Origin of the sequence: Butyrivibrio sp. AE3009 (assembly GCF_000420845.1) — a bacterium.
Classification (GTDB): Bacteria; Bacillota; Clostridia; order Lachnospirales; family Lachnospiraceae; genus Butyrivibrio.
This window is the reverse complement of the sequence record NZ_ATVS01000002.1, coordinates 79,771-101,545: the sequence shown is the minus strand read 5'-3', so window position 1 is coordinate 101,545 and position 21,775 is coordinate 79,771. Positions and strand designations below refer to the sequence as shown.

The window sequence follows — 21,775 nt, the reverse complement described above, 5'->3', positions numbered from 1 at the left end:
AGGATGGGGAACTATGCATATTGCGATATGTGATGACAATATAGCAGACAGAAAACAGACCGAGAGACTTTTGGGGCGACAGTCTGACAGAATATTCAAGGAAACCGGCGAGCGAATCTACATCGACTCCTACGGCAACGTTCCGGCTTTTCTCCACTACCCTCAGATGTATGACGGTCTTTTTGTGGATATGATATCTGAAGAGCCCACGGGTCTTGAAGTGGCCAAGCTCCTTGTTAAAGCCGGAGTTACTAAGCCAATCGTCCTTCTATCCTCTTCCATTGACTACAAAAGAGAATATGAGGAATCAGATTTCAGAGCAGACAATATATATTTCATGAACAAGCCCATCAAGGTTGCTGAGATCACTGCCATGGTGGATGAGATCAAAAAAGCCCAGGGTGATCCCATTAAGACCCTGGAACTACGTGGCAAGGATGGTACCTTCTACGCCAAAGGCGATGATATCGTCTGTGTCAAAAAACAGGGGTCGGAGCTCATTGTTTTTCTGCAGGATGGTAATCAGGTGCATATCCTTAGCGACATATACAATTTCTACGAACAATGCATAATTTTCCCGCAGATATGTCCCGTATCCGATAAGGGGCTTATCAATATCAATCACATTAGCAAAAAGTCCATGTTCAGCGTTACTATGGACAACGGTGTAACCTTAGGCATTTCTCTTGTATACAGAAATTCTATCAATGAAGCCAGAGAGATTATTTCCAAGCAATAAAAGTTTCGGAGGTTTTATGAGTTATAAAATAGTTGTTGACAGTTGTTGCGATCTTCCCGAGGAATACAGAAAAGATCCGCGTTTTCAGATCGTGCCCCTGATACTTCAGGTTGGTCCCTATGAGATCATTGATGACGAGACCTTTGATCAGAAGGATTTCCTGGCCAAGGTTGCCGCTTCAGATGACTGCGCCAGATCAGCATGCCCATCGCCAGAGCTGTTTATGCGTGCATATGAAACAGACGCTGATGACGTATATGTTGTCACTCTTTCCTCCAAGCTAAGCGGCAGCTATAACAGTGCTCTTCTTGGCAAGAGCCTGTATCATGAGGAGCACGGTCCCAAGAATATTCATATAGTCGACTCTCTGAGCGCCTGCTGCGGCGAGGCTCAGATTGCCCTTAAGGCCATGGAACTGGCCGATACAGGGATGCCCTTTGATGAGGTTGTAGAGAAACTGGAAGCCTACAGAGACGGCATGAATACCTATTTCGTTCTGGACTCTCTTGAGACCCTCAGAAAGAACGGACGTCTTACAGGAATGAAGGCCATCGTTGCCACCACCCTCAACATCAAGCCCGTATGCTGCGCCGTTAAGGGCGAAGTTGCTCAGAGAAGCCAGGGCATAGGCATCAGAAAAGCTCTTATTAAGATGACCGAGATCGTAGCCCAGGAGATAATTGATCCCGTGGAGAAGACACTTATGATCACACACGTCAACTGCTACGAAAGAGCTGCGGTAGTCAAGGATATCATCATGAAAAAAGTACCCTTCAAGAAGGCTATAATCGTAGATGCAGCAGGAGTTTCCACAACCTATGCCGGAGACGGCGGAATCGTTGTTACCTGCTGACATATCAGAACGCCAAAAACAAGGAGCAGATGTATTTCTACATTTGCTCCTTTTGTATTGCAATATTTTAAACGATATTTATATCATCCAATCTTCTTGACACTCTCGCCTTCCACCATGTGGCCCTCGAGGATCATAATTCCCTGTCTGTATCTCTCACCGCTTATCTTCCTGATAAGGTTAAGAACAGCATTTCTACCCATCTCATAGGTATCAACACCAAAGGTAGTGAGCTTGATATCACACAGTCCCGGGAAAAGATAATTATCAAAGCCCACAACGGATATATCATCCGGAACCTTGTAACCTCTCTCATTCAGCTTCCTTATCAGCATGCTGGCTGCCATATCGCAGTTGCAGACAAAAGCTGTAGGCATTTCCTCCGGTAGTTTAAAGAAACGGTTATAATCCATGATTCCGTTATCAACTTCTCTGTCCGGAATGATCCAGTCTTTTCTTATGGGATGGCCATGCTCAAGAAGTGACTTGCTATAACCAAGATATCTGTCGGTAATTGCCCCTGATGCCAGCAAAGTACCTACAAAAGCAATCTTGGAATGTCCCATATTAAACAGATAATTGGTTAGGCAATAGGCGCCATTGAAACTGTCTGAAACCACTGCGTCCTCATCACCGGTGTGATTGCAAAAATCAAGGAAAACCATTGGAATTCCGGTTCTTACCTTGATCATCTCAAGGAAACCTTCCTCCAGTCTTCCAACTACCACAATGCCATCAACCTTCCTGTCCTCAATGAGTCTTGGAGTGACCCTGTTTTTCTCATTTTCAACAGAGACCACCTCCAGCATTGTAAAGCATCCCCTGTCCATGGCAATCTGGGATACCTGCTGATGCATTCTTGTGTAAAAAGAGCTGTACTCACTCATGAAGTTCTCCGAGATAAGTACGCCTATCGTATAACTCTTGTTGGAGAAGTCTGCCTTCCTTGATACAGACGGAATGTAGCCCATATCGTTTGCAAGAGCATGAATTTTCTCCCTGAGTTCCTCGCTCATTCCCTTCTGTCCGGAAAGAGCTTTGGATACAGTTACCGTGCTAACACCGATTTTATCGGCAATATCCTTCAATCTGACTGTCTTTGCCATAATCTCCCCCTATTAAACTTAACAAATATAATTATAAACTAATTTTAGCCTGGATAATATTAACTAATTAGTCAAAAATTGTCGGAAAATTTGAAAATTTTTGTGTATTTTTTACCGAATAAATATGAACGTTATTTCTTCAATACACAATTCATGAGCCAAATCCCCGTTTATGTGCTATACTTCTAAGAGATTTTAATACAAGGAAAGTTTTAGTCATGATATCAATCAGAATAAAGAATAAAAAAGCATTTATGTCCAAACTCCTTGCTTCCGAGCTCTTTGACTTATTCCAAGTGGAAGAAGCAGAGGTCACAACCTTTAACACCTTCCATATCGACGGCAGGATTCACAAGGATTTTTACAAGGATGTACCCGCAGGCGCAGACAGCGCAGATGCCATGCCCGGAGAATATTCCACCTGGAAGGATCTGAAACCGATCTGCTATGAGCTTATAAAGGGAAAGCGCACTCCCCTCTCCTTTAAATTTGTTTTTTACTTAAATGAGGAAGCTAAATCAAGACTTATTAAAGAAGCCGATGCGGGAATAGATGACAGTCAGGTAAGGCTTGGCCTAAATATTCGCTTTATTAACTCAGATGTGATTCTTACCACGGGCTGCGCCATAAGCATCTTCACCCTGGACAAGAGCATAGAAAAAGCCTGGGACAATTATATCCCAAGCTTTCTTGATAACAATTCCATAGATAACGAAATCTTATAATTCTAGGCCTGATATTTCTTAAGTATGACAATAAGATCATCATACTTTGGTTTTATCAGGTCATATTTTTCTTTATAACCGTCCATCGATCCTGCACGGAGAATCTCGGTAAGCTCACAGACCGGTGTCAAAAATCCCTTAAGTCCAAGATTTGCTCCAACACCCTTCAAGGTATGAACAGCTTTGAAGGCCTCAGAAACATTTCCCTCAGCAAGATATTTGGTCAGATCGTTCATACTCTGATCGTTCAAAAACTTGAACATAAATCTTGCGATGAGATCCTCATTGCCCATGAACCTGTCACGGATTTCTTCCCAGTCAACGCCCCATTCTATTAGTTCGTTTTTGAATCCAGCGTCCATATGTCTCCAATCCAATATTAACGAAATAATACAAACAGATGTACCATACATTGATTTTACATCATTTAAAATCTCTGTTCAACGTGTAAGCGGCAGTTTAATTATTATTTTAGACTTAATGGTAAGATCAGACTGCTGACTGCTGTGCAAGCTTGCTGGCCTGGTCTGCGGCAATAAGGGCATCTATAAGCTCATCGATATCGCCATCCATTATCTGATCGATCTTATAGAGCGTCAGATTGATCCTGTGGTCGGTAACTCTTCCCTGATGGAAATTATAGGTTCTGATCTTCTCAGATCTGTCACCGGAGCCTACCTGACTGCGTCTTAGTTCAGCCTCGTTGTTATGCTGCCTCTCCTGTTCCAATTCGTAGAGCTTGGCCCTGAGAACCTTGAGAGCCTTGGCCTTGTTCTGCTGCTGGCTCTTCTCATCCTGGCAGGAGATAACGATTCCTGTGGGAAAATGAGTAAGTCTGACAGCGGAATCTGTGGTGTTGACGCACTGTCCGCCGTTACCGGAAGCTCTGAAAACATCGAATTTGCAGTCGTTCATATCGATCTCAACTTCCACATCCTCGACTTCAGGCATAATGGCAACTGTAATAGCTGAAGTGTGTATTCTTCCGCCGGATTCCGTTGCCGGAATACGCTGTACTCTGTGCACACCACTCTCAAATTTGAGCCTTGAGTATGCGCCGTTTCCCTTGATCATGAAGCTCACAGCCTTAATACCGCCTATGCCTATATTCTCCACGCTCATGGTCTCAACGCGCCAGTTCTGTCTCTCAGCGTATCTTGTATATACTCTGTACATATCTGCAGCAAAAAGAGCTGCCTCATCTCCGCCTACTCCTGCTCTGATCTCAACGATTACATTCTTCTCATCATTAGGATCCTTGGGAAGAAGGAGAATCTTGAGTTCATCCTCAAGCTGTGGAATCCTGTCTTTGGCCTCTGAGAGCTCATCCCTTAGCATTTCCTTCATCTCAGGGTCAGATTCCTCATCCAGCATAACAAGAGCATCCTCCACAGCCTGCTTGCATTTCTTGTACTCCAGATAGCAGTTTACAAGCGCTTCCAGGCTCTTCTGCTCCTTCATAAGGCTCCTGAACCTGTTCTGGTCGGAAATAACGGAAGGATCGTTAAGCTCCATGGTTATATCTTCAAATTTTCTTAAAATGTCTTCTAATTTATCAAACATGTCTTTCCTCAAAGCCCAAAATCAATAAAAACATGCGCGGATAACCCTGTCGTTCCCGCCGTAGTCCTTAATAACCTCTATGTCGTGATATCTGCCGTCAGCTTCCATAAGTCCCGTCACCGCCTCGGCCTGATCATAGCCTATCTCCATAATGAGATAGCCGCTGGAATACAGATAATCGCCTGCATTTTGCACTATTCTGCGGTAAAAGGCAAGTCCGTCCTCATCTCCGTCAAGAGCAAGCCTCGGTTCATAGTCCCTGACTTCCGGAGCAAGTCCCTCAATAACACTGCTGGCGATATAAGGCGGATTGGACAGAATAAGATCATATCTCTTATCCTTATCGGGAATCTCCGGGAAAAGATCCGTCTCAATAAACGTAGCTCTGTCAGAAAGTCCAAGACTCTCAGCATTTGATCTTGCCACGTCCAGCGCCTTGGCGGAAATATCAGTAGCCACCAGATTGGTATAATTGGTAAATCTAAGAAGGCTCAGTCCGATACACCCCGAGCCGGTACAAAGGTCAAGAACCTTCATCCCGTCCTCACAAAACCGCATAGCCTCTTCCACCAATAGCTCACTGTCCTGCTCAGGTATAAGAACATCACTGTTTACCCTGAAGGTAAGTCCCATAAAATCCCAATTTCCCAGAATATAGGCAACAGGCTCTCTCTGCTCTCTTCTGGCAAGAAGTTCCCTGTATGCTTCAAGTTCCTTATCAGACACTTCTCTGTCCGGATGGGCAAACAAGGTACTGTGATCGGTATCGCAGGCATATTCCAAAAGGAGCCGGGCATCCAGCTTGGCTTCTGCTATCCCGGCTCTCTCCAATTGTTCGATTCCAGTTTGATATACTGTCCTGTAATCCATACTTAAGCTTCCGTATCCTCTTTTGGTTCATCCTCAAGCCAGCTGTCATCTACCTCGTAGCCAAAGGAATCCTTAAGAAATTCTTTCCAGTCAAATACTGCTTCCACAGACTTGATGGCAACCTTCACCATCTCTTCGTCAGGCTCCTTGGTGGTAAGTCTCTGAAGCAAGAGCCCCGGAGCTGAAATAAGCCTTACAAGGAAAAAGTCGGTTCTTCCAGCGAGTCTTATGATCTCATAGGAGATACCGGAAATAACCGGGATCAGCAGTATTCTGATAACCACCTTCATAACATAAGAATCAACTCTGATAAAGAAAAACAGGATGATACTTATGAACATTACAAAGAGAATGAAGCTGCTACCGCATCTCTTGTGAAGTCTGGAGCTCTTCATTACATTCTTGACTGTAAGAGGTCTTCCCTTCTCAATACAATTGATGCATTTGTGCTCAGCGCCATGATATCTGAACAGTCTCCTTATATCCTTAATACAGGATATCAGAAGGATATACAGAATAAAAATAAATATCCTGAGCACGCCCTCAATTATGGCTATGAGCGACTCGTTTCTCACAAATTTGCTGAGATACTCGGATAAAGCATAGGGAAGTATCATAAACAGTGCAATTGCAAATGCAAAGGAAAAAAGTGTCGTAAGCACCATAAGGAAGGTGTCCTCATGACCGTTTGATACCTGCTCAAGCCCCTCGTCCAGCTTGGTGGGATTCTTGTCATCTTCCTCATAGAAGGATGAGGAATAATTAAGTGACTTAAGTCCCAGGATCAGGGAATCAATAAATACAAAGATTCCTCTCACAAATGGAATATTCAGAAGCTTGCTGCCATAGGCAATTCCGTGATATTCATCCACCTCAACGGCGATCTCCCCATCGGGCTTTCTTACGGCAACAGCATACATGTCCTTGTTTTTCATCATAACGCCCTCAAGAACGGCCTGTCCGCCAATTCCTGAGTAATGCTTAACCTTGCGCTTTTTCATAGACGCCTCCAGAATGATTTGATAAAAGAAAAAGAGGCCGAGGCCCAAGCCTCAACCTCTATTATTCTCTACATCTTATGAATTACTGATTGTTCATGCCGTATTTCTTGTTGAACTTATCAATACGTCCACGAGCAGTTGTAGCCTTCTGCTGGCCAGTATAGAATGGATGGCACTTTGAGCAAATTTCTACGTGGATCTCGCTCTTAGTTGAACCAACTGTGAATGTGTTACCGCAGTTGCAAGTAACAGTGGCCTGATGGAATTCTGGCTGGATATCCTGTCTCATCTCTTATCACCTCTCTATATACAAATAATTCTTCTTATTACCTATAGTTACCGCTGTTCACAACAGCTATATAACTTTAACATAATTTCATTCCTTACGCAAGTACTTTTTTGAAAATTGTATTGATCGAATTTATTCAAGTAGGACGGGTGTATTGGTAAAGGGCGGAGGAATGGCTGTCTACGGCGCTCGTAATATTACCGGTTAGCAGGCGGTGAGGTCTTTTTGGATGATCTGGTGGAGGGGGATGTAGAAGATGTGAGTGGAGGTTTTGGAGTCGGGGGTGTCGGCGATAAGGACACGGGAATCTTCTACGTAAAATATGTAATAGGTCTTGGGCGAAGTGAGCTTGCGTACCTTATATATCGGTTCGTTAATCTTGTAGATATTGAAGCGCCTGATCTTAACAGGTTTGCCGGTACCGGGTTTGAGAACTCTTATTTTGGGCTGTTCTTCGGTTGTCCAGACGTATTCGGCGGGGTTATCTATGTAGAAGCCTCTGGCAAAGCGAAGGGGATTGTTTAAGCGGTCAATGAGTACAAGGTACAACGCATAATCAAGGATAATGTAGACCGCCAGGACAAAGAAAAAGAACAGAACGTGCTTAAGCCTTACGGCAAAATCAATGTCTATAACTCCAAACTGCATTATACCGACAGCCACAAGAATAAGGGATATAAATGTAAAAAGCGCCTTATGAAGCGTTTTTTTCCTTGCAGCGAGCATGGTGGCGACAATCAGAAATACGCAGGCTGAGACAACAATCATAAGGACTCCGCTCCAGGCTGTCACTGCCTTGCTTCCAAGGAAGATGCCAAGAGCCGCTATGGCTGCGAAAAGGGCCACGATCCAGATAAAGGATGTCACTCTGGCAAAGCTCTTCTGCTTAAGAAGCTCTTTTTTGGTCATAAGAATCTGCGCCCTGTCGGTCACATCTTTTCTGAAGGTATTCACGCAAATGCCAAAGTGAATTATCAAAAAGCTGCACAGAAGAACAATTGCGGAAAAGAATATGACCTCAAGATAGAATTCATCAGTATAGCCCTCAAGTCCGCCAAACAGATAATCTTCAATGTCAAACCACATATCGCTTACCCCCGTCCATAGTCGTTAAATACTCATGTAATAATTTTACACTATCCTGGGAAAAAAGCTAAAGAATTCATTGAAAACAGTCGATATAAGATATGAAATGGATTCCTATACTCCTTTTTTGGGAGAAACGCATCACGGAGGATGCCCTATGAGTATAATGATGCTGACAAACCCAGGTTTATATAGCAAGAAAGTTAATGGCTATAGGTCTGGGGATTTTTATACCCAAAAGGCCATCTCCCAGCTAAACAATGCCAAGACAGAGGGTGAGTATACCGGAGCCATGAGAAAACTGGAGGCCCGGCACCGGGAGGCGCAGAAGCAGACCTCCGTGGTTGATCAGGGCATCAGCTATGCCCGTTCCCTTCAGGAATCCAGAGCGAAGGCCAAGGACGCTGATCTTCAGAAAAAGAAACTCCAGTACAGTTCCAAAAAGATATCTTCACAGATAGTAAGAAGCAAGACCTCCTCCAGCGCCAGAAGCGCCGCTTCTGCAGCCAAACGCGAAGTCCTGCGGCTAAAAAGGCTAAAGGGCAACGAAGCCTACGACCAGGAAGAGCTTGAGCTCTCCATCGAGCACGCCAAGGCAATGGAGCGTGTGGCCAAAAAGAAGGTGCACCATCTCCTTCAGGAGGAAATGATAGAGCGTACAGGAAAAGGCATGGCCGAATCCATAGAAGAAAGCGAGAAAAAAAAGGATGATCAGTCTGAAAATACTGAGGATTCTGAGGCTAACACTGATAGCAATAGTGACACTGGAGTTATTCCTGCTCAGGAATATTCGAGCTATAGTGCGCAGATGGCTGCTAACACGCAGTACCTGATGGATCTGCAGGAGGAATACCGTTTTGAAGCTAAGCAGGCTCAGGAAGACATGATGGCAGAGCTTCAGGAAATATCCGAACTTGCCACAGAGAACACCGAGGCAGTGTCCGATATGACCGAAGAAATGATGGAGGAAATGCAGCGGGCCATGGAGGATATGATGGAGGAGCTTGACCTTACGGATCTTGAACAGACTCTGTATGCTCCCGATCCGAATATGTCCAAGGAAGATCTTAAAATGCTGAAGATAAAGCATCGAAATAAAGAGATGAAGGACATAGTCAAAGCCGACGCCGACTATATGAAAGCCATGTTCGACAAGCATGAAGCAGACAAAGCCAAAGGAGCATCCGGCATTCCCACAACTACTGCAGCTGCTCCCGCCCTTGGCAGCGCCTCTACTTCTTCCCCTGTGCAGCCCCCACAGATAACAATACCTCCCGCATATAACTCGGGAGGCTTTAGCATCACAATATAAATCTGATCACAGATATTTTTTTAACTTATGTCTTATTCTCTGCATTGCGTTGTCGGTGGACTTCTCGTCCCTGCCAAGTACTGCAGAGATTTTTTTGATACTCATTCCCGTTACATAGAGATCAAGAACCTGCATCTCAAGGGGACTGAGTTCCTTGTCTATAGCCTCTTCCAGAGCCTTGAGATTCTCCTGCTCTATAAGGTGCTCCTCGGGAATAAAGCTGGGATTGGACTCAAGTATGTCCTCCAGGGAAAACTCGGCATCGGTGTCGGAATCCTCTCTCTTGGCATAAATGGAGATATAGCTGTTTAAGGGACCGTGCTTCTTTCTGGCTGATGCCTGGATCGCAGAATACATCTGCCTTGACACGCACAGGTCAGCGAAGGTAAGAAAATTGGCATCTCTTCCGATGTCATAGTCCCTTATGGCCTTAAACAGTCCTATCATTCCCTCCTGAATAAGGTCGTCCCTGTCAGCTCCCAGGATATACATGGAACCCGCTTTTTTCCTAACAAGGTTCTTGTACTTATTCATAATATAGTCGATGATATCCGGCTCGTTCCCGTCATGTATCCTGACTATAAGCTGCTCGTCGGACTCATCCTTGTATCTTCTGTCATCCATCAGTTCATTCTCTGTCTTACGATTTCAAAAGCAAGTACACCTGCAGCAACTGAAGCATTGAGGGAATCTATGTCGCCTTTCATGGGAATGGAAGCTATCATGTCGCATTTCTCCTTGACAAGTCTTCCTACTCCGCTGCCCTCATTGCCGATAACAAGACCGATAGGTCCCTTAAGATTAAGGTCGTACATCTTGGTGCCGCCCATGTCGGCGCAGACAAACCAAAGGCCCTTGTCCTTGAGTTCCTCTATGGTTTGGGCGATATTGGTAACCTTGGCAACAGGTGTGTAATTGATAGCACCTGCGGAAGCCTTGGCAACTGTGGCTGTAAGGGAAGCCGCTCTGTGCTTGGGGATAATAACTCCGTGAGCCCCTGCCAGATTGGCTGTTCTGATGATAGCTCCAAGGTTGTGGGGATCTTCGATGTTATCAAGAATGATAACAAAGGGATCCTCTCCCTTTTCCTTGGCCTTCTCCAGAATATCCTCCACCTCAGCGTACTCATAAGCTGCGGCATAGGCCAGAACGCCCTGGTGCTTGCCGGTCTCGGAGAGCTGATCCAGTCTCTCTTTTTTCACAAAGCTTACAACTGTATCCTTGTGCTTCTTGGCCTCACGAAGGATGGTCTGTATGGGACCGTCCTTGCAGCCCTCAAGGACAAAGAGTCTGTCCACGGGCTTACCTGAACGAAAGGCCTCAATAACGGCATTACGACCTTCAATTATTCTGCTCTCAAAATTCTCTTCATTACTCATAATAATCCTCTTTACAATATATCGGCGCCGGTGCGCTCAAGACCAAGCCTTACGATCTCGCAGGCCCTGTCCATGTTGCCGGTAAGATACAGATATCCAATAACAGCTTCAAAACCAGTGGCCACCAGGTAGTCCATGGTGCTGGCATTCTTGGCCTTGGTGTGGGGCTTGGAATTACGCCCCCTTTTGTAGATATCAATCTCTTCCCGGGTAAAAACGTCATCCATAAGAGCCTTGACTATGGCCGCCTGTGACTGGGCCTTAACAACGCCGCTGGCTCTCTTGTGGAGATTATTGACGGCGGTGTTACCCTTGTTAACAAGGATGGACCTTACTATCACATCAAATATCGCATCCCCTATATAGGCCAGTGTAAGCGGCGAATAGGTTCTGATATCCTGTGGCTTTATGTCAAACTTTTCATTTAAAAATGCGTTCAGATCAAGTTCCATTTAACTCCCTCACGAGTATCCTTTATCTCAACACCCTTATCAAGAAGCTCCTGTCTGATGGCATCAGCGGTTGCAAAATCCTTGGCCTTCTTGGCAGTTGCTCTTCTCTCAATAGCATCAAGAATGAATGCCTCAAGCTCAGGATCCACGGAAACCTCTTCCTTGGATGCCTTGGCATGTGCGATAAGATCAAGAGAAAGAACCTTATCAAAGCTCTCTACAAGGGCAAGCTTGGTGGCATCATTGGTATCAGCCTTAAGTACATCATAAAGGAGTGTGATGGCCATAGCAGTATTAAGATCTCCGGAAACAGCATCTCTGAAGTCGTCCTCATATTTAGACACTACTGATGTGTCAACTGCGCCATCTTCCTTAAGCTCCGCAATTCTCTTAACAAGCTTATTAAATGCTCCCGCTGCCTGATCCAGCGCCTCAAAAGAAAATACAAGAGGCTTGCGGTAATGGGACTGCAGGCAGAAGAATCTGTATACAAGGGGATCATAGCCCTTTTCCTTAAGAAGTGAAACAGTAAGGATGGCTCCCTTGGACTTACTCATCTTGCCGGACTGGTCATTAAGGTGATTGGAGTGGAACCAGTATTTGCACCACTCATGTCCGAGATAGCTCTCAGACTGTGCAATCTCATTGGTGTGATGAGGGAAAATATTGTCAACGCCGCCGCAGTGGATATCGATAAATTCACCAAGATGCTTCATGGAGATGCAGGAGCACTCAATGTGCCATCCGGGATATCCGACGCCCCAGGGGCTGTCCCACTTAAGGGCCTGATCCTCGAACTTGGACTTGGTGAACCAGAGAACAAAGTCGGTCTTGTTCTTCTTGTTGGCGTCCTCTTCCACGTCATCTCTAACGCCAACTTCCAGCTGCTCTTTTTCAACAGCTGAAGAAAATACGTAATAATCATCAAGTTTGCTTGTGTCAAAATATACATTGCCGCCGGCCACATAGGCATAGCCCTTCTCAAGAAGAACCTCTATCATATGAATAAACTCGGGTATGCAGTTGGTGGCAGGCTCGACGATATCCGGGCGCTTGTTGCCAACAGCATCGAAATCCTTGAAGAAAGCATCTGTGTAGAACTTGGCAATCTCCATAACTGTCTTGTGCTCTCTCTTTGCTCCCGCAACCATCTTGTCCTCGCCGGTATCTGCGTCAGAAGAAAGATGTCCCACATCTGTGATGTTCATGACACGCTTAACCTTGTAGCCCGCATACTCAAGGGACTTGATAAGAACGTCCTGCATAATGTAGGTTCTGATATTTCCTATGTGTGCATAGTGATAAACCGTGGGACCGCAGGTGTACATTGATACCTCACCCTCGGTTCTTGGAACAAAGTCCTCTACGGTTCTTGATAAAGTATTGTAAAATTTGAAGTTGGCCGCCATTATTATGTGCTCCTATTCATAATTATTTTTTTCATGACAAAAGACAAATCGACTGGGAGGAAATTCCCTCTCCTGTGCCGGTAAAACCAAGGCCCTCTTCCGTTGTGGCCTTGACGTTGACCCTTGTAATTTCAATGCCCAGGGCATCCGCAATATTCTGTCTCATGGTGTCTATATGAGGTCTCATCTTGGGTGCCTGCGCTATTATTGTAGCATCAATGTTCTCAACATGGAAACCCTCCGAAGTCAACATGTTTCCCACCTCACGAAGAAGCGCCATGGAATCTGCACCCTTGTACTTAGGGTCCGTGTCAGGGAAGTGCTTGCCTATATCTCCGAGAGCCGCCGCTCCCAGAAGAGAATCCATTATAGCATGTAAAAGAACATCTGCGTCTGAATGTCCAAGAAGCCCCTTCTCATAGGGAATCTTAACGCCTCCCATGATAAGGTCTCTTCCTTCCACAAGGCGATGAACATCATATCCCATTCCTATTCTCATTGCAAATCTCCTATATTAAACAACTACATGAAACAATTAAATATCAGGCCATTCTCAGGAAAATCTCCACCACGAAGGCCGCAGCACAGGCACAGCCCGCAACGGTAAGAAGGCTCCTTTTGTTAAAAGCAAGTATCAGCGCCACCGCAAATCCCGCAAGCGAAGAAGCAAGATAGTCGGTTGCACTAAGTATAGCAGGAAATGTCATCGCCGCAAGTGTCGCATAGGGCACATAGAACAAAAAAGATCTGATGAAACGGCTCTTAATGTTCTTCCTGATAAGTGTAAGCGGAAGGGCTCTTATAAGATAAGTTACCACCGCCATCAAGATAATATACAGATATATCTTATTCATCGCTGCCCTCCTCATCCTGTCTCGGACATATCAGAGCCGCAAGGGCTGCGACTACAACAGTAACTATTATGATCCTGAAGCCTCCGGAAATAAGCTTAAGGACAGGTGCATAAGTAAAAATGGTGCTAAGCAGCATCGCACTGACAACAACGGTCAAAAGCGCCCTGCTCTTCCTGGTGTCGGGTATGATGATCGCAATGAACATACCGTAAATCGCAAGTCCCAGACAGCTGATAAGGCGCTCCGGAAGGAGCTGTCCCGCAACAGAGCCAAGTATTGTTCCCGTAACCCAGCCCAACACAGAAGTAACTATAAGTCCATAGGAATACAGCGGATACAACTCTCCTTTTCTGAAAAAGCTGAGGGCAAATATCTCATCCGTAACTCCGTAAGAAATCGCAAGCCTGTGTCCCACGGAAACCTCCGGTTTAAGCTTCTGTGACAGAGCAGTGGACATCAGCATATATCTCAGATTGATGATAAACTGCAAAACAGCCAGTTCCACAAAGCTTCCGTTTCTGGCAATAACTTCCAGGGCTGAGAACTGCCCTGCGCTTGTAACATTAAGAAGTGAAGTCATGGCCGCCTGAAATGTTGTCATACCTATCTTGGAGGCCTCTATTCCAAAGGCAAAGGAAACCGCCAGATACCCAAGACATACGGGAACAGCGTGTTTGCACCCCTGCTTAAACTCATCTATGCTGCCAACTTTCATTTTTTCATAATCCTCATTTATCCAAGTACCGTTTACAGAGCCGAAATCAGTTCATACAGGATTTCTTCACTAAGACCTGAGCCGTCAGCGATACTGCCCTGGATCATGGCGCTGCTGCCACCGCCCTTGGCGCCAAGTCTCTCCTTAAGAATCCCCTGAAGCATCTTAAGGTCCTTGTTGTCGCTCCCTGATGCAATGATATATTTATATCCAGCTCCGGCTGCTGCAAAAAAGCCGCATACACCGCTATGTACCTCTGCAAGGGAATTGACTGTTTTCCTCATGAGATTTCCGTCGATATCGGTAGCTTTTACAACAAAAACGTCTGTCCGATCTGCAGGTATCCGTGATAACTCATATTCCATGAGCTCCTCTCCGGCCCTTGCCAGCTGCGCCTTGAGATTCCTGTTGTCCTCAAAGGCCCTCTCAACTGACGCTATAACCTTGTCATCCGATGTAGTAAGCATACCCGACAGCTTCTTGACCGTCTCATGCTGGCCACGAAGGTATTCCAATGCTCTTTTGCCGCAGAGGATGCTGACTCTTACGCCGCCCTTGTAGTTCTGAAGGCTCACCACCTTGAGAATGCCGATCTCACCGGTCCTTGCCACATGGGGCGCACAACAGGCGCAAACATCGTAGCCCGGAATGGTAACGATACGAACATCTCCTTCCAGCTCTTTTTTACTTCTGTAATCTATTGAGGAGAGCTTCTCAGAATCGGGAAACTCCGTGATAACTTCAATATTCTGCCAAATGGCTTCATTGACTGTATTCTCTATCTTAACGATATCTTCCTCGGTGAGAACGCCGTCATAGTCCATGGTAACTTCATTGTCACTCAGGTGGAAGCCCACATTGTTATATCCATACTGCGAATTCACAACGCCGGAAAAAATGTGCTCTCCGGTGTGCTGCTGCATGTTGCTGAAGCGATGGTTCCAGTCAATCTTACCCATCACCTTTGCTCCGACGGGCAGGTCCTTGTCCAGTATATGGCTGATTATCTGGTCCCCATTATCATCTCTGCGGATGGAGACGTGGGTAACACTGTATTCAGCGCCTGCGTCATCCATCAATGTTCCGATATCAGAACTCTGGCCGCCCTGCTCCGGAAAAAATGCTGTCCTGTCCAGAACCACAGCGTATTTGCCATTTTCTTTTTCCTCACAGGTAAGAACCTGAGCGGAAAACTCACTGATATATGCACTTGTGTAATACAATTCTTCTGTTTTTTCCATAGATGTTATTCTATCACAACCACAAAAAAGAGGCTACCCGAAGGTAGTCTCTTTAGTTATGCCTTATTACCCAAGTTAAACGAAGAGCTCAGCGAACTCATCAAGGACACGTTCCTTGATATCATCCTTCTCGACTTCCAGTGAGAACGCAAGCTCAGTATAGAGGAGCTTCTCTGAAATTGACAGATACTTCTCGTTAAGAGCGGCAAACTTCTTGCCTGCAGCCTCGCGACCAGCCTTGATCCTGCGAAGTGCCTTAACAAGTCCCATCATCTCTTCCGTTTCATTCCTCTTAATGATATCCTGAATAACGGGTTCAGCCTTCTTGCCCTCAGGCAGTACTGCCTCTTCGATATCCTCAATATCATCCAATAATCCCTCGGCATCATCAGCGCAAATGACCTCACGTACCTTATCCTCGGCGCCCTCTACAGGAACATAAAGAACGCTTCCGGCATCAACTGCGGAAATCATCATGTAATACTGTTTCTCTTTTCCCCTCTCAAGAAACGACGGTACGAGGATCTCCCGCACCTTGCATAAACCATGATTACCGTAAATAACGCACTCTCCAATATTCAACATTGTGTTCCTCCTTACCATGAAACCAAAACGACTAATTGTGAAAGCGCTTTCATGTCAAGGGACAAAAAAGGCGTGACCTGAAGAGATACTGCCCCCACAGTTCACGTCTTCTCTCAATGCGTTAATTATAGCACGATATTACAATTTTTGTAATAGATTAATCGGTTAAATTTTGTGACTTTTTTGTGTCCAATAGTCCGATGCAGTAATGATGTTGAAATGCTCCACTCTGGTTTCACCAAGCATGATAACTCTGCACATTGTATTGGTATGGTGGTACTTAAATCCGCATTTTAACTGCACTCTTTTGGAGTTGTTATTTCCTTTGAAATAGCCGCAGTATATCCTCTTAAGTCCCAGATCTTCAAATCCCCTTCGAAGCATCTCCATAACAGCTTCCGGAGCTATTCCCTGCCCCCAGAAGGGATGTGCCACCCAGTATCCCAGTTCGGCTTCCCCTTTTTGCAGGGGCCTTTCGGGACTTCCCTCCAGAGTAAGTCCTATACTGCCGATGGGTTCGTTTCCGTTCTCCTTAAGACAGATGGCATATACCTCATCCTTGGCAAAAACCGTGCGGATCACAGCCCGCGAATAACCGATATCCTTGTGGGGAGGCCATCCGGCTGCGGGCCCTATTCTCTCATCACTGGCATATTTATAGAGGCCGGCGGCGTCTCTATCCTCCCAGCCTCTTAGTATTAATCTATCTGTTTCCAAAACCGTTTTCATCTTACAGGCTCACATAATTAAATCCGGTCTTAGCAGTGAATTCGTCAAAATATTTTTTGAACAGCGTGAAGTACTGGGTCTCCTTGTGCATGGCCTCATGGGTCAGATAAAAGATAACCCTGCCGCTCTTAATATCAAATTCCACATCGTGTCTTGGATCCAGAGCATCAATGTCCTTGAAGGATAATCCGTATTTTTCACGACAGAAATCATCCTTGTTATCAAGGTCCATGGTCGCCTCAATGATCCTTCCCTTGGTTCTGATAAGGTCGTCCACAAATTCAAGGCCTATCTGATGTGCGATATTGAAGGAAGAAAGCTCATATCCCACAAGACGCATATCCGAAATAACCCTCTCAAAATCCACATTTGTGTTTGCAAAGGGATCTACCTTGTTCTCACCATAGCAAAAAACTGCGTTGTAAAGACTTTCGTTCATAGCTTGCCTCCTTCTTTTGTGCTGTCAAAAAGCCCTTTTTGTGCTTTCAGAAACTCTATGTATTCCTCTTCCGGTATAGGTCTTGAATAATAAAAGCCCTGGAGATATTCAACACCCTTGTCTATCAAGAGCCTGGCCTGGTCCAGTGTCTCGACACCCTCTGCCAGGATATGAAGCCCAAAGTCCTTAAGGAAATTGATGGTGTAGTCCATCATGCGCATATTCTCGGGTTTGGAGGGATCAAGACAGTTCCAGACGAATTCTTTGTCCATCTTAACAAGGAAATAATCCATCTTGAGGATTTCCAAAAGGTTGGAATAGCCCGATCCGAAATCGTCCATGGAAAAAGTACTTCCAAGATCCTTAAGTTTTCTTACATTCTCTTTGAACACCTCATCATTGTTGATGTAAGAGGTCTCCGTTATCTCAAAATTGATAAACTTCGGAGGAATGTGGTATTTTTCCATCTTATGGCGAAGTCTGGTATGGGTCTGCTGATCCACAACCTCGTTGCCTGAGAGGTTGACCTCCACCACTTTGATACCGTAACTGCTAAGTTTTTCCCTTGCTATAAAGGAGCATACCTTCTCAAATACAAGGTCATCTATCTCCTGAATAAGTCCGCATTTTTCAGCGATGGGAATAAAATCCTCCGGCGAAATATAGCCTTCCGTGTGGGGGCGTCTAAGTCTTACCAGAGCCTCTGCTGAGGAGAAGGTTCCGTCCTTGACGCACAGAATAGGCTGATAGTATACGTCAAAAGCTTTGAGTTTGACCGCCTGCCTCACAATATCCTCAATGCTGTTTCTGTAGATCATCTTATCCACAACATTTTCGTCTATAACAAGGTTGGGCGATGACTGGGTATATACATAATCGTTGGAAACATAGTCAAGAATCTGAATGGCTTCATCAACACTGTTTGTACACTTGGGAACCTCCAGCACACTGAAGGTCATCTTGAAAAGATTGCCGGTATCCTTGTAGTTGTTTATAAGATTCATGAAGGTCTCAACTTTTTGAGGATCGTTCACGACAAATTCAAGAGTGTTCCAGCCGGAAGTATAGGCAGCTGTTCCGATATTTAACTGGGCCATCCTGGCTATTCCTGCCTGAAGCTCACACAGCTCTTCTCTGTCTGCGCCGGTGAGGACGTTGGTCTTACCGGTGAATATTACGGACAGGATAAAAAAGTTTTTGCCCGCCGCAAATTTCTCCACGATCAGCATGATAAAGGCTGTTCTGCTAAGGACATTGGGAATGGATTTCTCGTAGTACTCTCTTGGGTTCTCCAATGACAAAAACAGTATCAGTGCCATCAGCATCATAGCCACTGAGGATACCTGAGCTCCGTGAATAAAGAACTGGAAACAGGACAGCAGCGCCCAGACCACAAGTCCTACCGTAATAGGCATGAATTCTTCTTTTTTGAGCCTTCTTCTATATGCGATCACAAATATCAGCGTAGCGAAAATATAAAGGAATCCTATGTCATAGCAAAAGTTAATCGCCGTTCCGTAGCTGTAATAGACACCCTCCGCAGTTCTGCTGTATTGGACATTTCCGAACAGTAAAAAAATGATTCCGGCGATCAGCGGCAGTGACATACAAAGAGCGATCTTCCTGGAAACCAGCCTGCTCTCGGTCAGCTTGGAGTGGACATAAACAGCCATCAGATAGGCTGTAGTCAAAAGGGTTCCCACGTAGAAATTCTGAGTAGCACGCCGCAGAGTGAGAAACGTGGAATCCAGGTATACGAATACAAGGCACTCCATGATCTCTGCGATTACATTTATATATGCCACGATAAGGAACAATACAAATACGCGCGCTGAAGAAAGCTGCAGCATATTCCGCTTGATATAAATGCCAAGCAGCGTGGTTAAGACCAATATAACGATTAAAGGTGTCCGAATTTCCATAGATTAATTATATTATTAATTCGTTAAATCAACAACTTCTTTGCGTTTACGGCCAATGTATAAAAATATGTTATAGGATAAAAACTCTGGGCAAAATTCTTTGGTGCACCATTGCCCACAATGACGCTGTCCTCCACAATTTTTTTGCCGCCGATGCTTCCCTGGGGATTGGAAATGGCTTTTTTGAAGGTCCTTACCCCCGCATCCAGGTAGGAAGTGTCCCCGGTAAGCTCATATCCTATGCCGCAGGCCTCCAAAAGGAGCGTATTGTTGCCGTTTCTGGAAAGACTTGGCAGCTCCTTGTAGTAAAAAAGTCCCTGGGGAGTGCTTGCATTTTCGATAAGATCGTCCACTGCTTCCAGCATCATTGCCTTAAGTCCATCATCCGGAAATACTCTGTAATATCTCATAAGAGATCCAAGCGCAACGGATATCATGAATCCGACTCTTATCGTGGTATTGTCGGTATAAGGCGACAGCCACCCACCGTATCTGTCCTTCCAGCTTCTAAACTGCTGAAGTATCCATTCGCATCTGGCGATCCATTTTTTATCATGAGTCTCAACATAGAGGGCTGTTAAGGTTCTAAGGGCCCATCCCGTCTCCCTGGCGCTGCTCTCTCCCGGCACCTGATACATAGGAGTTTCAAGGAGCCGCAGCACATTTTCTCCGATACCTATAGCCGTATCATAACCTCTTTCATCTCCGGTGAAATGATAATAATCAAGGAGTCCTTCAACCCACTCATGGCTGCAGACCATAACGCCCTTATTGCCGGCGCCTTCCTCCGAGCCTCCTGTGTGCTTCCTGGTATGCTCCCACTGGCCGCCCATCTGAAGCGGATCAGAGCTGTAATGACAGATATCCACATCCATCCAGTGCATGGCTGCAATCCTGGCGTAGTCATAGAACCTCCTTACTCCGCTCCTTGCATACATCATGAACATGGCATGGGGGTAATCGTACTCGTTATTGGTCCATACCAGATTGCCGCCACCCCTTCCCTGGGCTGTGTAACCCGGATCCGGCCCATCGCCGAAGTTCAGCATTCCATAGCACCTTGCATGGGTATCGGCCTTGTCGATAAGACTGATCTCCACATCATCGACCTGCTGTTCATAGGGCAAAAAGACATTTGGGAATACCTTAGCCTTGGCAAATTCCTCGGGATCAACATAGGGGGTATCAGGCATCTGATAGATTAAGCTCCTGCTGTCAATCTCATACAAGAGTTCATCGGCACCGTGAAAATGTAGCAGCACTTTCTGTTCTCTGGCCATTCCGGAGGCAAAAACCACAGGCTCTGCCTTGGTCTTGTGGGCATTCTTGTCCTGATCGGGGATAAGATATACACAAACGCCGTCCTTGTCTGCTTTTACAGCCTTGGGAAAATTCTGAAAGGCCTGATATACAGTGGCACACACACCGGCATTCTCATCTCTTAGGGTCACGTCACCAAAAAAGGTTCCATACATAACCTCGCCAAAATGCTCATTTGCTTCCGCCGTCAGCTGCTCCGCGGTTATGCTATTGGAAACAGCCTCCGCCTTGGAGCTTATCTTGAACTCCGTCTTGTAATTGGATCTGCCAACGCAGGTTCTGACCTGCATATCCAAGGCTCTCTCATCGGCAAAATCATAGGCTCCCAGTTCCTTGGTACCTGTTGTCACAAACACCAGATCATCAGCAGTGGTTTGGTTTGCATCGCCGCAGCCGGTGGAGTCAACCCTGCCCTCTGATACCTCCGGACTTTCAAGATCAATATCCGAATCGGGTCTTGCCTTAACCGCAAAGATCCAGGAATCAGGCCTGATATCACCATCTGCGCAGTTAAAAAGTCTGAAAGCAAGCTCTATATAGGCTTTGCCATAGGTCACAGAGATCCTCACCGTGAATTTCAGCTCCTTGGAAATACTGCCTTTTCCTTCCACAAGGACAAAAACCGGCCCCTCTTCGATTACCTTAAATTCATCGAAAGTAAGGTCGGTCTCCATGTCTCCGGCCTTAACCAAAGGGCCCACAAACTGCTCTTTTTCCCATCTGTGCCCATTACATATAAATTCATCAAACAGCTCCTTAGAGCCGTTTTTAACCTTGAAGCTCAGAATACCGTTATCAACAGCGATGCCTTCCCCGCTGCTGTCAACGCTGATTCCCTCAGCATTCTTTGTATTATTGGTATTATTTTCCGAGCAAAGCTCGAAATCCTTTTTGCTGTTACCGGGAATATCCGCCAGGAATCTGGCATATACGAAACGAACGGATCCGTCCTCCCATCTTGAAGTCACCTTAAACTGTGAAGGAAGGATCTCATTTTTATCTTTAATGCATAAACATCCAAAACTGTTCTCGGGCAGGTCCCCTTTTCCAAAGGGCAGTCCCAGCCCCAGAAGCTGCGATGTTCTATCATCTTTATATAACTTATCAAGGTGTATTATCATGTTTTTCCTCCGCCGTGCGTCGCCTTTTTCATGCATATTTACACATATATCAATACTATAGCACG

General features: G+C 45.5%; 24 protein-coding genes. 4 read left to right on the top strand and 20 right to left on the bottom strand.

Annotated features, from left to right (window positions below; genetic code table 11):
- The first annotated feature begins 13 nt into the window (after positions 1 to 13).
- Both G588_RS0101730 and G588_RS0101725 read left to right on the top strand, forming a co-directional pair.
- Positions 14 to 739 (top strand): hypothetical protein, encoded by a 726-nt coding sequence (locus G588_RS0101730; RefSeq protein ID WP_022777030.1) that lies wholly within the window; start codon positions 14 to 16, stop codon positions 737 to 739.
- A gap of 16 nt (positions 740 to 755) precedes the next feature.
- Positions 756 to 1,592, top strand: a complete 837-nt coding sequence (locus G588_RS0101725) for a DegV family protein (protein ID WP_022777029.1) — start codon at positions 756 to 758, stop codon at positions 1,590 to 1,592.
- Between the two features lie 83 nt (positions 1,593 to 1,675).
- Here the strand turns inward: G588_RS0101725 and G588_RS0101720 are convergent, their stop codons facing one another.
- Positions 1,676 to 2,698, bottom strand: a complete 1,023-nt coding sequence (locus G588_RS0101720; protein ID WP_022777028.1) for a substrate-binding domain-containing protein — start codon at positions 2,696 to 2,698, stop codon at positions 1,676 to 1,678.
- 218 nt (positions 2,699 to 2,916) lie between these two features.
- On the opposite strand from G588_RS0101720, the gene G588_RS0101715 reads away from it, so the two are divergent.
- Positions 2,917 to 3,423, top strand: a complete 507-nt coding sequence (locus tag G588_RS0101715; protein WP_022777027.1) for a DUF5721 family protein — start codon at positions 2,917 to 2,919, stop codon at positions 3,421 to 3,423.
- A 2-nt stretch (positions 3,424 to 3,425) separates the two neighbouring features.
- Here G588_RS0101715 and G588_RS18785 read toward each other — a convergent pair whose 3' ends face one another.
- The 6 genes from G588_RS18785 to G588_RS0101685 form a co-directional block, all read right to left on the bottom strand.
- Positions 3,426 to 3,785 (bottom strand): Hpt domain-containing protein, encoded by a 360-nt coding sequence (locus G588_RS18785; RefSeq protein WP_022777026.1) that lies wholly within the window; start codon positions 3,783 to 3,785, stop codon positions 3,426 to 3,428.
- 127 nt (positions 3,786 to 3,912) lie between these two features.
- Complete coding sequence (gene prfA / locus G588_RS0101705) at positions 3,913 to 4,986, bottom strand: peptide chain release factor 1 (RefSeq protein WP_022777025.1); 1,074 nt, start codon at positions 4,984 to 4,986, stop codon at positions 3,913 to 3,915.
- Between the two features lie 21 nt (positions 4,987 to 5,007).
- Complete coding sequence (prmC, locus tag G588_RS0101700) at positions 5,008 to 5,856, bottom strand: peptide chain release factor N(5)-glutamine methyltransferase (RefSeq protein ID WP_026668516.1); 849 nt, start codon at positions 5,854 to 5,856, stop codon at positions 5,008 to 5,010.
- A 2-nt stretch (positions 5,857 to 5,858) separates the two neighbouring features.
- The gene (locus G588_RS18780) at positions 5,859 to 6,857 is read right to left on the bottom strand and encodes a DUF1385 domain-containing protein (RefSeq protein ID WP_022777024.1); all 999 of its coding nucleotides are present in this window, start codon (positions 6,855 to 6,857) and stop codon (positions 5,859 to 5,861) included.
- Between the two features lie 82 nt (positions 6,858 to 6,939).
- Positions 6,940 to 7,146 (bottom strand): 50S ribosomal protein L31, encoded by a 207-nt coding sequence (gene rpmE / locus G588_RS0101690; protein ID WP_022774079.1) that lies wholly within the window; start codon positions 7,144 to 7,146, stop codon positions 6,940 to 6,942.
- Positions 7,147 to 7,350: 204 nt separating this feature from the next.
- Positions 7,351 to 8,232, bottom strand: a complete 882-nt coding sequence (locus G588_RS0101685) for a hypothetical protein (RefSeq protein WP_022777023.1) — start codon at positions 8,230 to 8,232, stop codon at positions 7,351 to 7,353.
- Between the two features lie 157 nt (positions 8,233 to 8,389).
- Here G588_RS0101685 and G588_RS0101680 point away from each other — a divergent pair, with 157 nt between their 5' ends.
- Positions 8,390 to 9,544: a hypothetical protein gene (locus tag G588_RS0101680; RefSeq protein WP_022777022.1), complete on the top strand. Its 1,155-nt coding sequence runs from the start codon at positions 8,390 to 8,392 to the stop codon at positions 9,542 to 9,544.
- 6 nt (positions 9,545 to 9,550) lie between these two features.
- On the opposite strand, the gene G588_RS0101675 is transcribed toward G588_RS0101680, so the two are convergent.
- The 13 genes from G588_RS0101675 to G588_RS18775 all read right to left on the bottom strand — a co-directional run bounded on the left by G588_RS0101675 (position 9,551) and on the right by G588_RS18775 (position 21,710).
- Positions 9,551 to 10,168 carry a sigma-70 family RNA polymerase sigma factor gene (locus tag G588_RS0101675; RefSeq protein WP_022777021.1) on the bottom strand — a complete coding sequence of 206 codons (618 nt, stop codon included), beginning with the start codon at positions 10,166 to 10,168 and terminating at the stop codon, positions 9,551 to 9,553.
- The gene (rlmB, locus tag G588_RS0101670; RefSeq protein WP_022777020.1) at positions 10,168 to 10,923 is read right to left on the bottom strand and encodes a 23S rRNA (guanosine(2251)-2'-O)-methyltransferase RlmB; all 756 of its coding nucleotides are present in this window, start codon (positions 10,921 to 10,923) and stop codon (positions 10,168 to 10,170) included. Before rlmB ends, G588_RS0101675 begins: the two co-directional genes overlap by 1 nt.
- Positions 10,924 to 10,934: 11 nt before the next feature.
- Positions 10,935 to 11,375 carry a Mini-ribonuclease 3 gene (locus tag G588_RS0101665; RefSeq protein WP_022777019.1) on the bottom strand — a complete coding sequence of 147 codons (441 nt, stop codon included), beginning with the start codon at positions 11,373 to 11,375 and terminating at the stop codon, positions 10,935 to 10,937.
- Positions 11,360 to 12,784 (bottom strand): cysteine--tRNA ligase, encoded by a 1,425-nt coding sequence (gene cysS, locus G588_RS0101660; protein WP_022777018.1) that lies wholly within the window; start codon positions 12,782 to 12,784, stop codon positions 11,360 to 11,362. Before cysS ends, G588_RS0101665 begins: the two co-directional genes overlap by 16 nt.
- A 31-nt stretch (positions 12,785 to 12,815) precedes the next feature.
- Positions 12,816 to 13,283, bottom strand: a complete 468-nt coding sequence (gene ispF, locus G588_RS0101655; RefSeq protein ID WP_022777017.1) for a 2-C-methyl-D-erythritol 2,4-cyclodiphosphate synthase — start codon at positions 13,281 to 13,283, stop codon at positions 12,816 to 12,818.
- A 43-nt stretch (positions 13,284 to 13,326) separates the two neighbouring features.
- A complete protein-coding gene (locus G588_RS0101650) occupies positions 13,327 to 13,638 on the bottom strand; it encodes an AzlD domain-containing protein (protein WP_022777016.1) in 312 nt (103 codons plus the stop codon).
- The gene (locus G588_RS0101645; protein WP_022777015.1) at positions 13,631 to 14,353 is read right to left on the bottom strand and encodes an AzlC family ABC transporter permease; all 723 of its coding nucleotides are present in this window, start codon (positions 14,351 to 14,353) and stop codon (positions 13,631 to 13,633) included. Before G588_RS0101645 ends, G588_RS0101650 begins: the two co-directional genes overlap by 8 nt.
- A 32-nt stretch (positions 14,354 to 14,385) precedes the next feature.
- Complete coding sequence (locus tag G588_RS0101640; protein ID WP_022777014.1) at positions 14,386 to 15,594, bottom strand: serine-tRNA(Ala) deacylase AlaX; 1,209 nt, start codon at positions 15,592 to 15,594, stop codon at positions 14,386 to 14,388.
- A 75-nt stretch (positions 15,595 to 15,669) separates the two neighbouring features.
- Entirely contained in the window at positions 15,670 to 16,179 is a 510-nt protein-coding gene (locus G588_RS0101635; protein ID WP_022777013.1) for a CarD family transcriptional regulator, read from the bottom strand.
- 165 nt (positions 16,180 to 16,344) lie between these two features.
- Positions 16,345 to 16,908, bottom strand: a complete 564-nt coding sequence (locus G588_RS0101630; protein ID WP_022777012.1) for a GNAT family N-acetyltransferase — start codon at positions 16,906 to 16,908, stop codon at positions 16,345 to 16,347.
- 1 nt (position 16,909) lies between these two features.
- Positions 16,910 to 17,347 carry a hypothetical protein gene (locus G588_RS0101625; RefSeq protein WP_022777011.1) on the bottom strand — a complete coding sequence of 146 codons (438 nt, stop codon included), beginning with the start codon at positions 17,345 to 17,347 and terminating at the stop codon, positions 16,910 to 16,912.
- Positions 17,344 to 19,152 (bottom strand): EAL domain-containing protein, encoded by a 1,809-nt coding sequence (locus G588_RS0101620; protein WP_196804924.1) that lies wholly within the window; start codon positions 19,150 to 19,152, stop codon positions 17,344 to 17,346. Before G588_RS0101620 ends, G588_RS0101625 begins: the two co-directional genes overlap by 4 nt.
- A gap of 140 nt (positions 19,153 to 19,292) precedes the next feature.
- The gene (locus tag G588_RS18775) at positions 19,293 to 21,710 is read right to left on the bottom strand and encodes a hypothetical protein (RefSeq protein WP_022777009.1); all 2,418 of its coding nucleotides are present in this window, start codon (positions 21,708 to 21,710) and stop codon (positions 19,293 to 19,295) included.
- Positions 21,711 to 21,775: the final 65 nt, after the last annotated feature.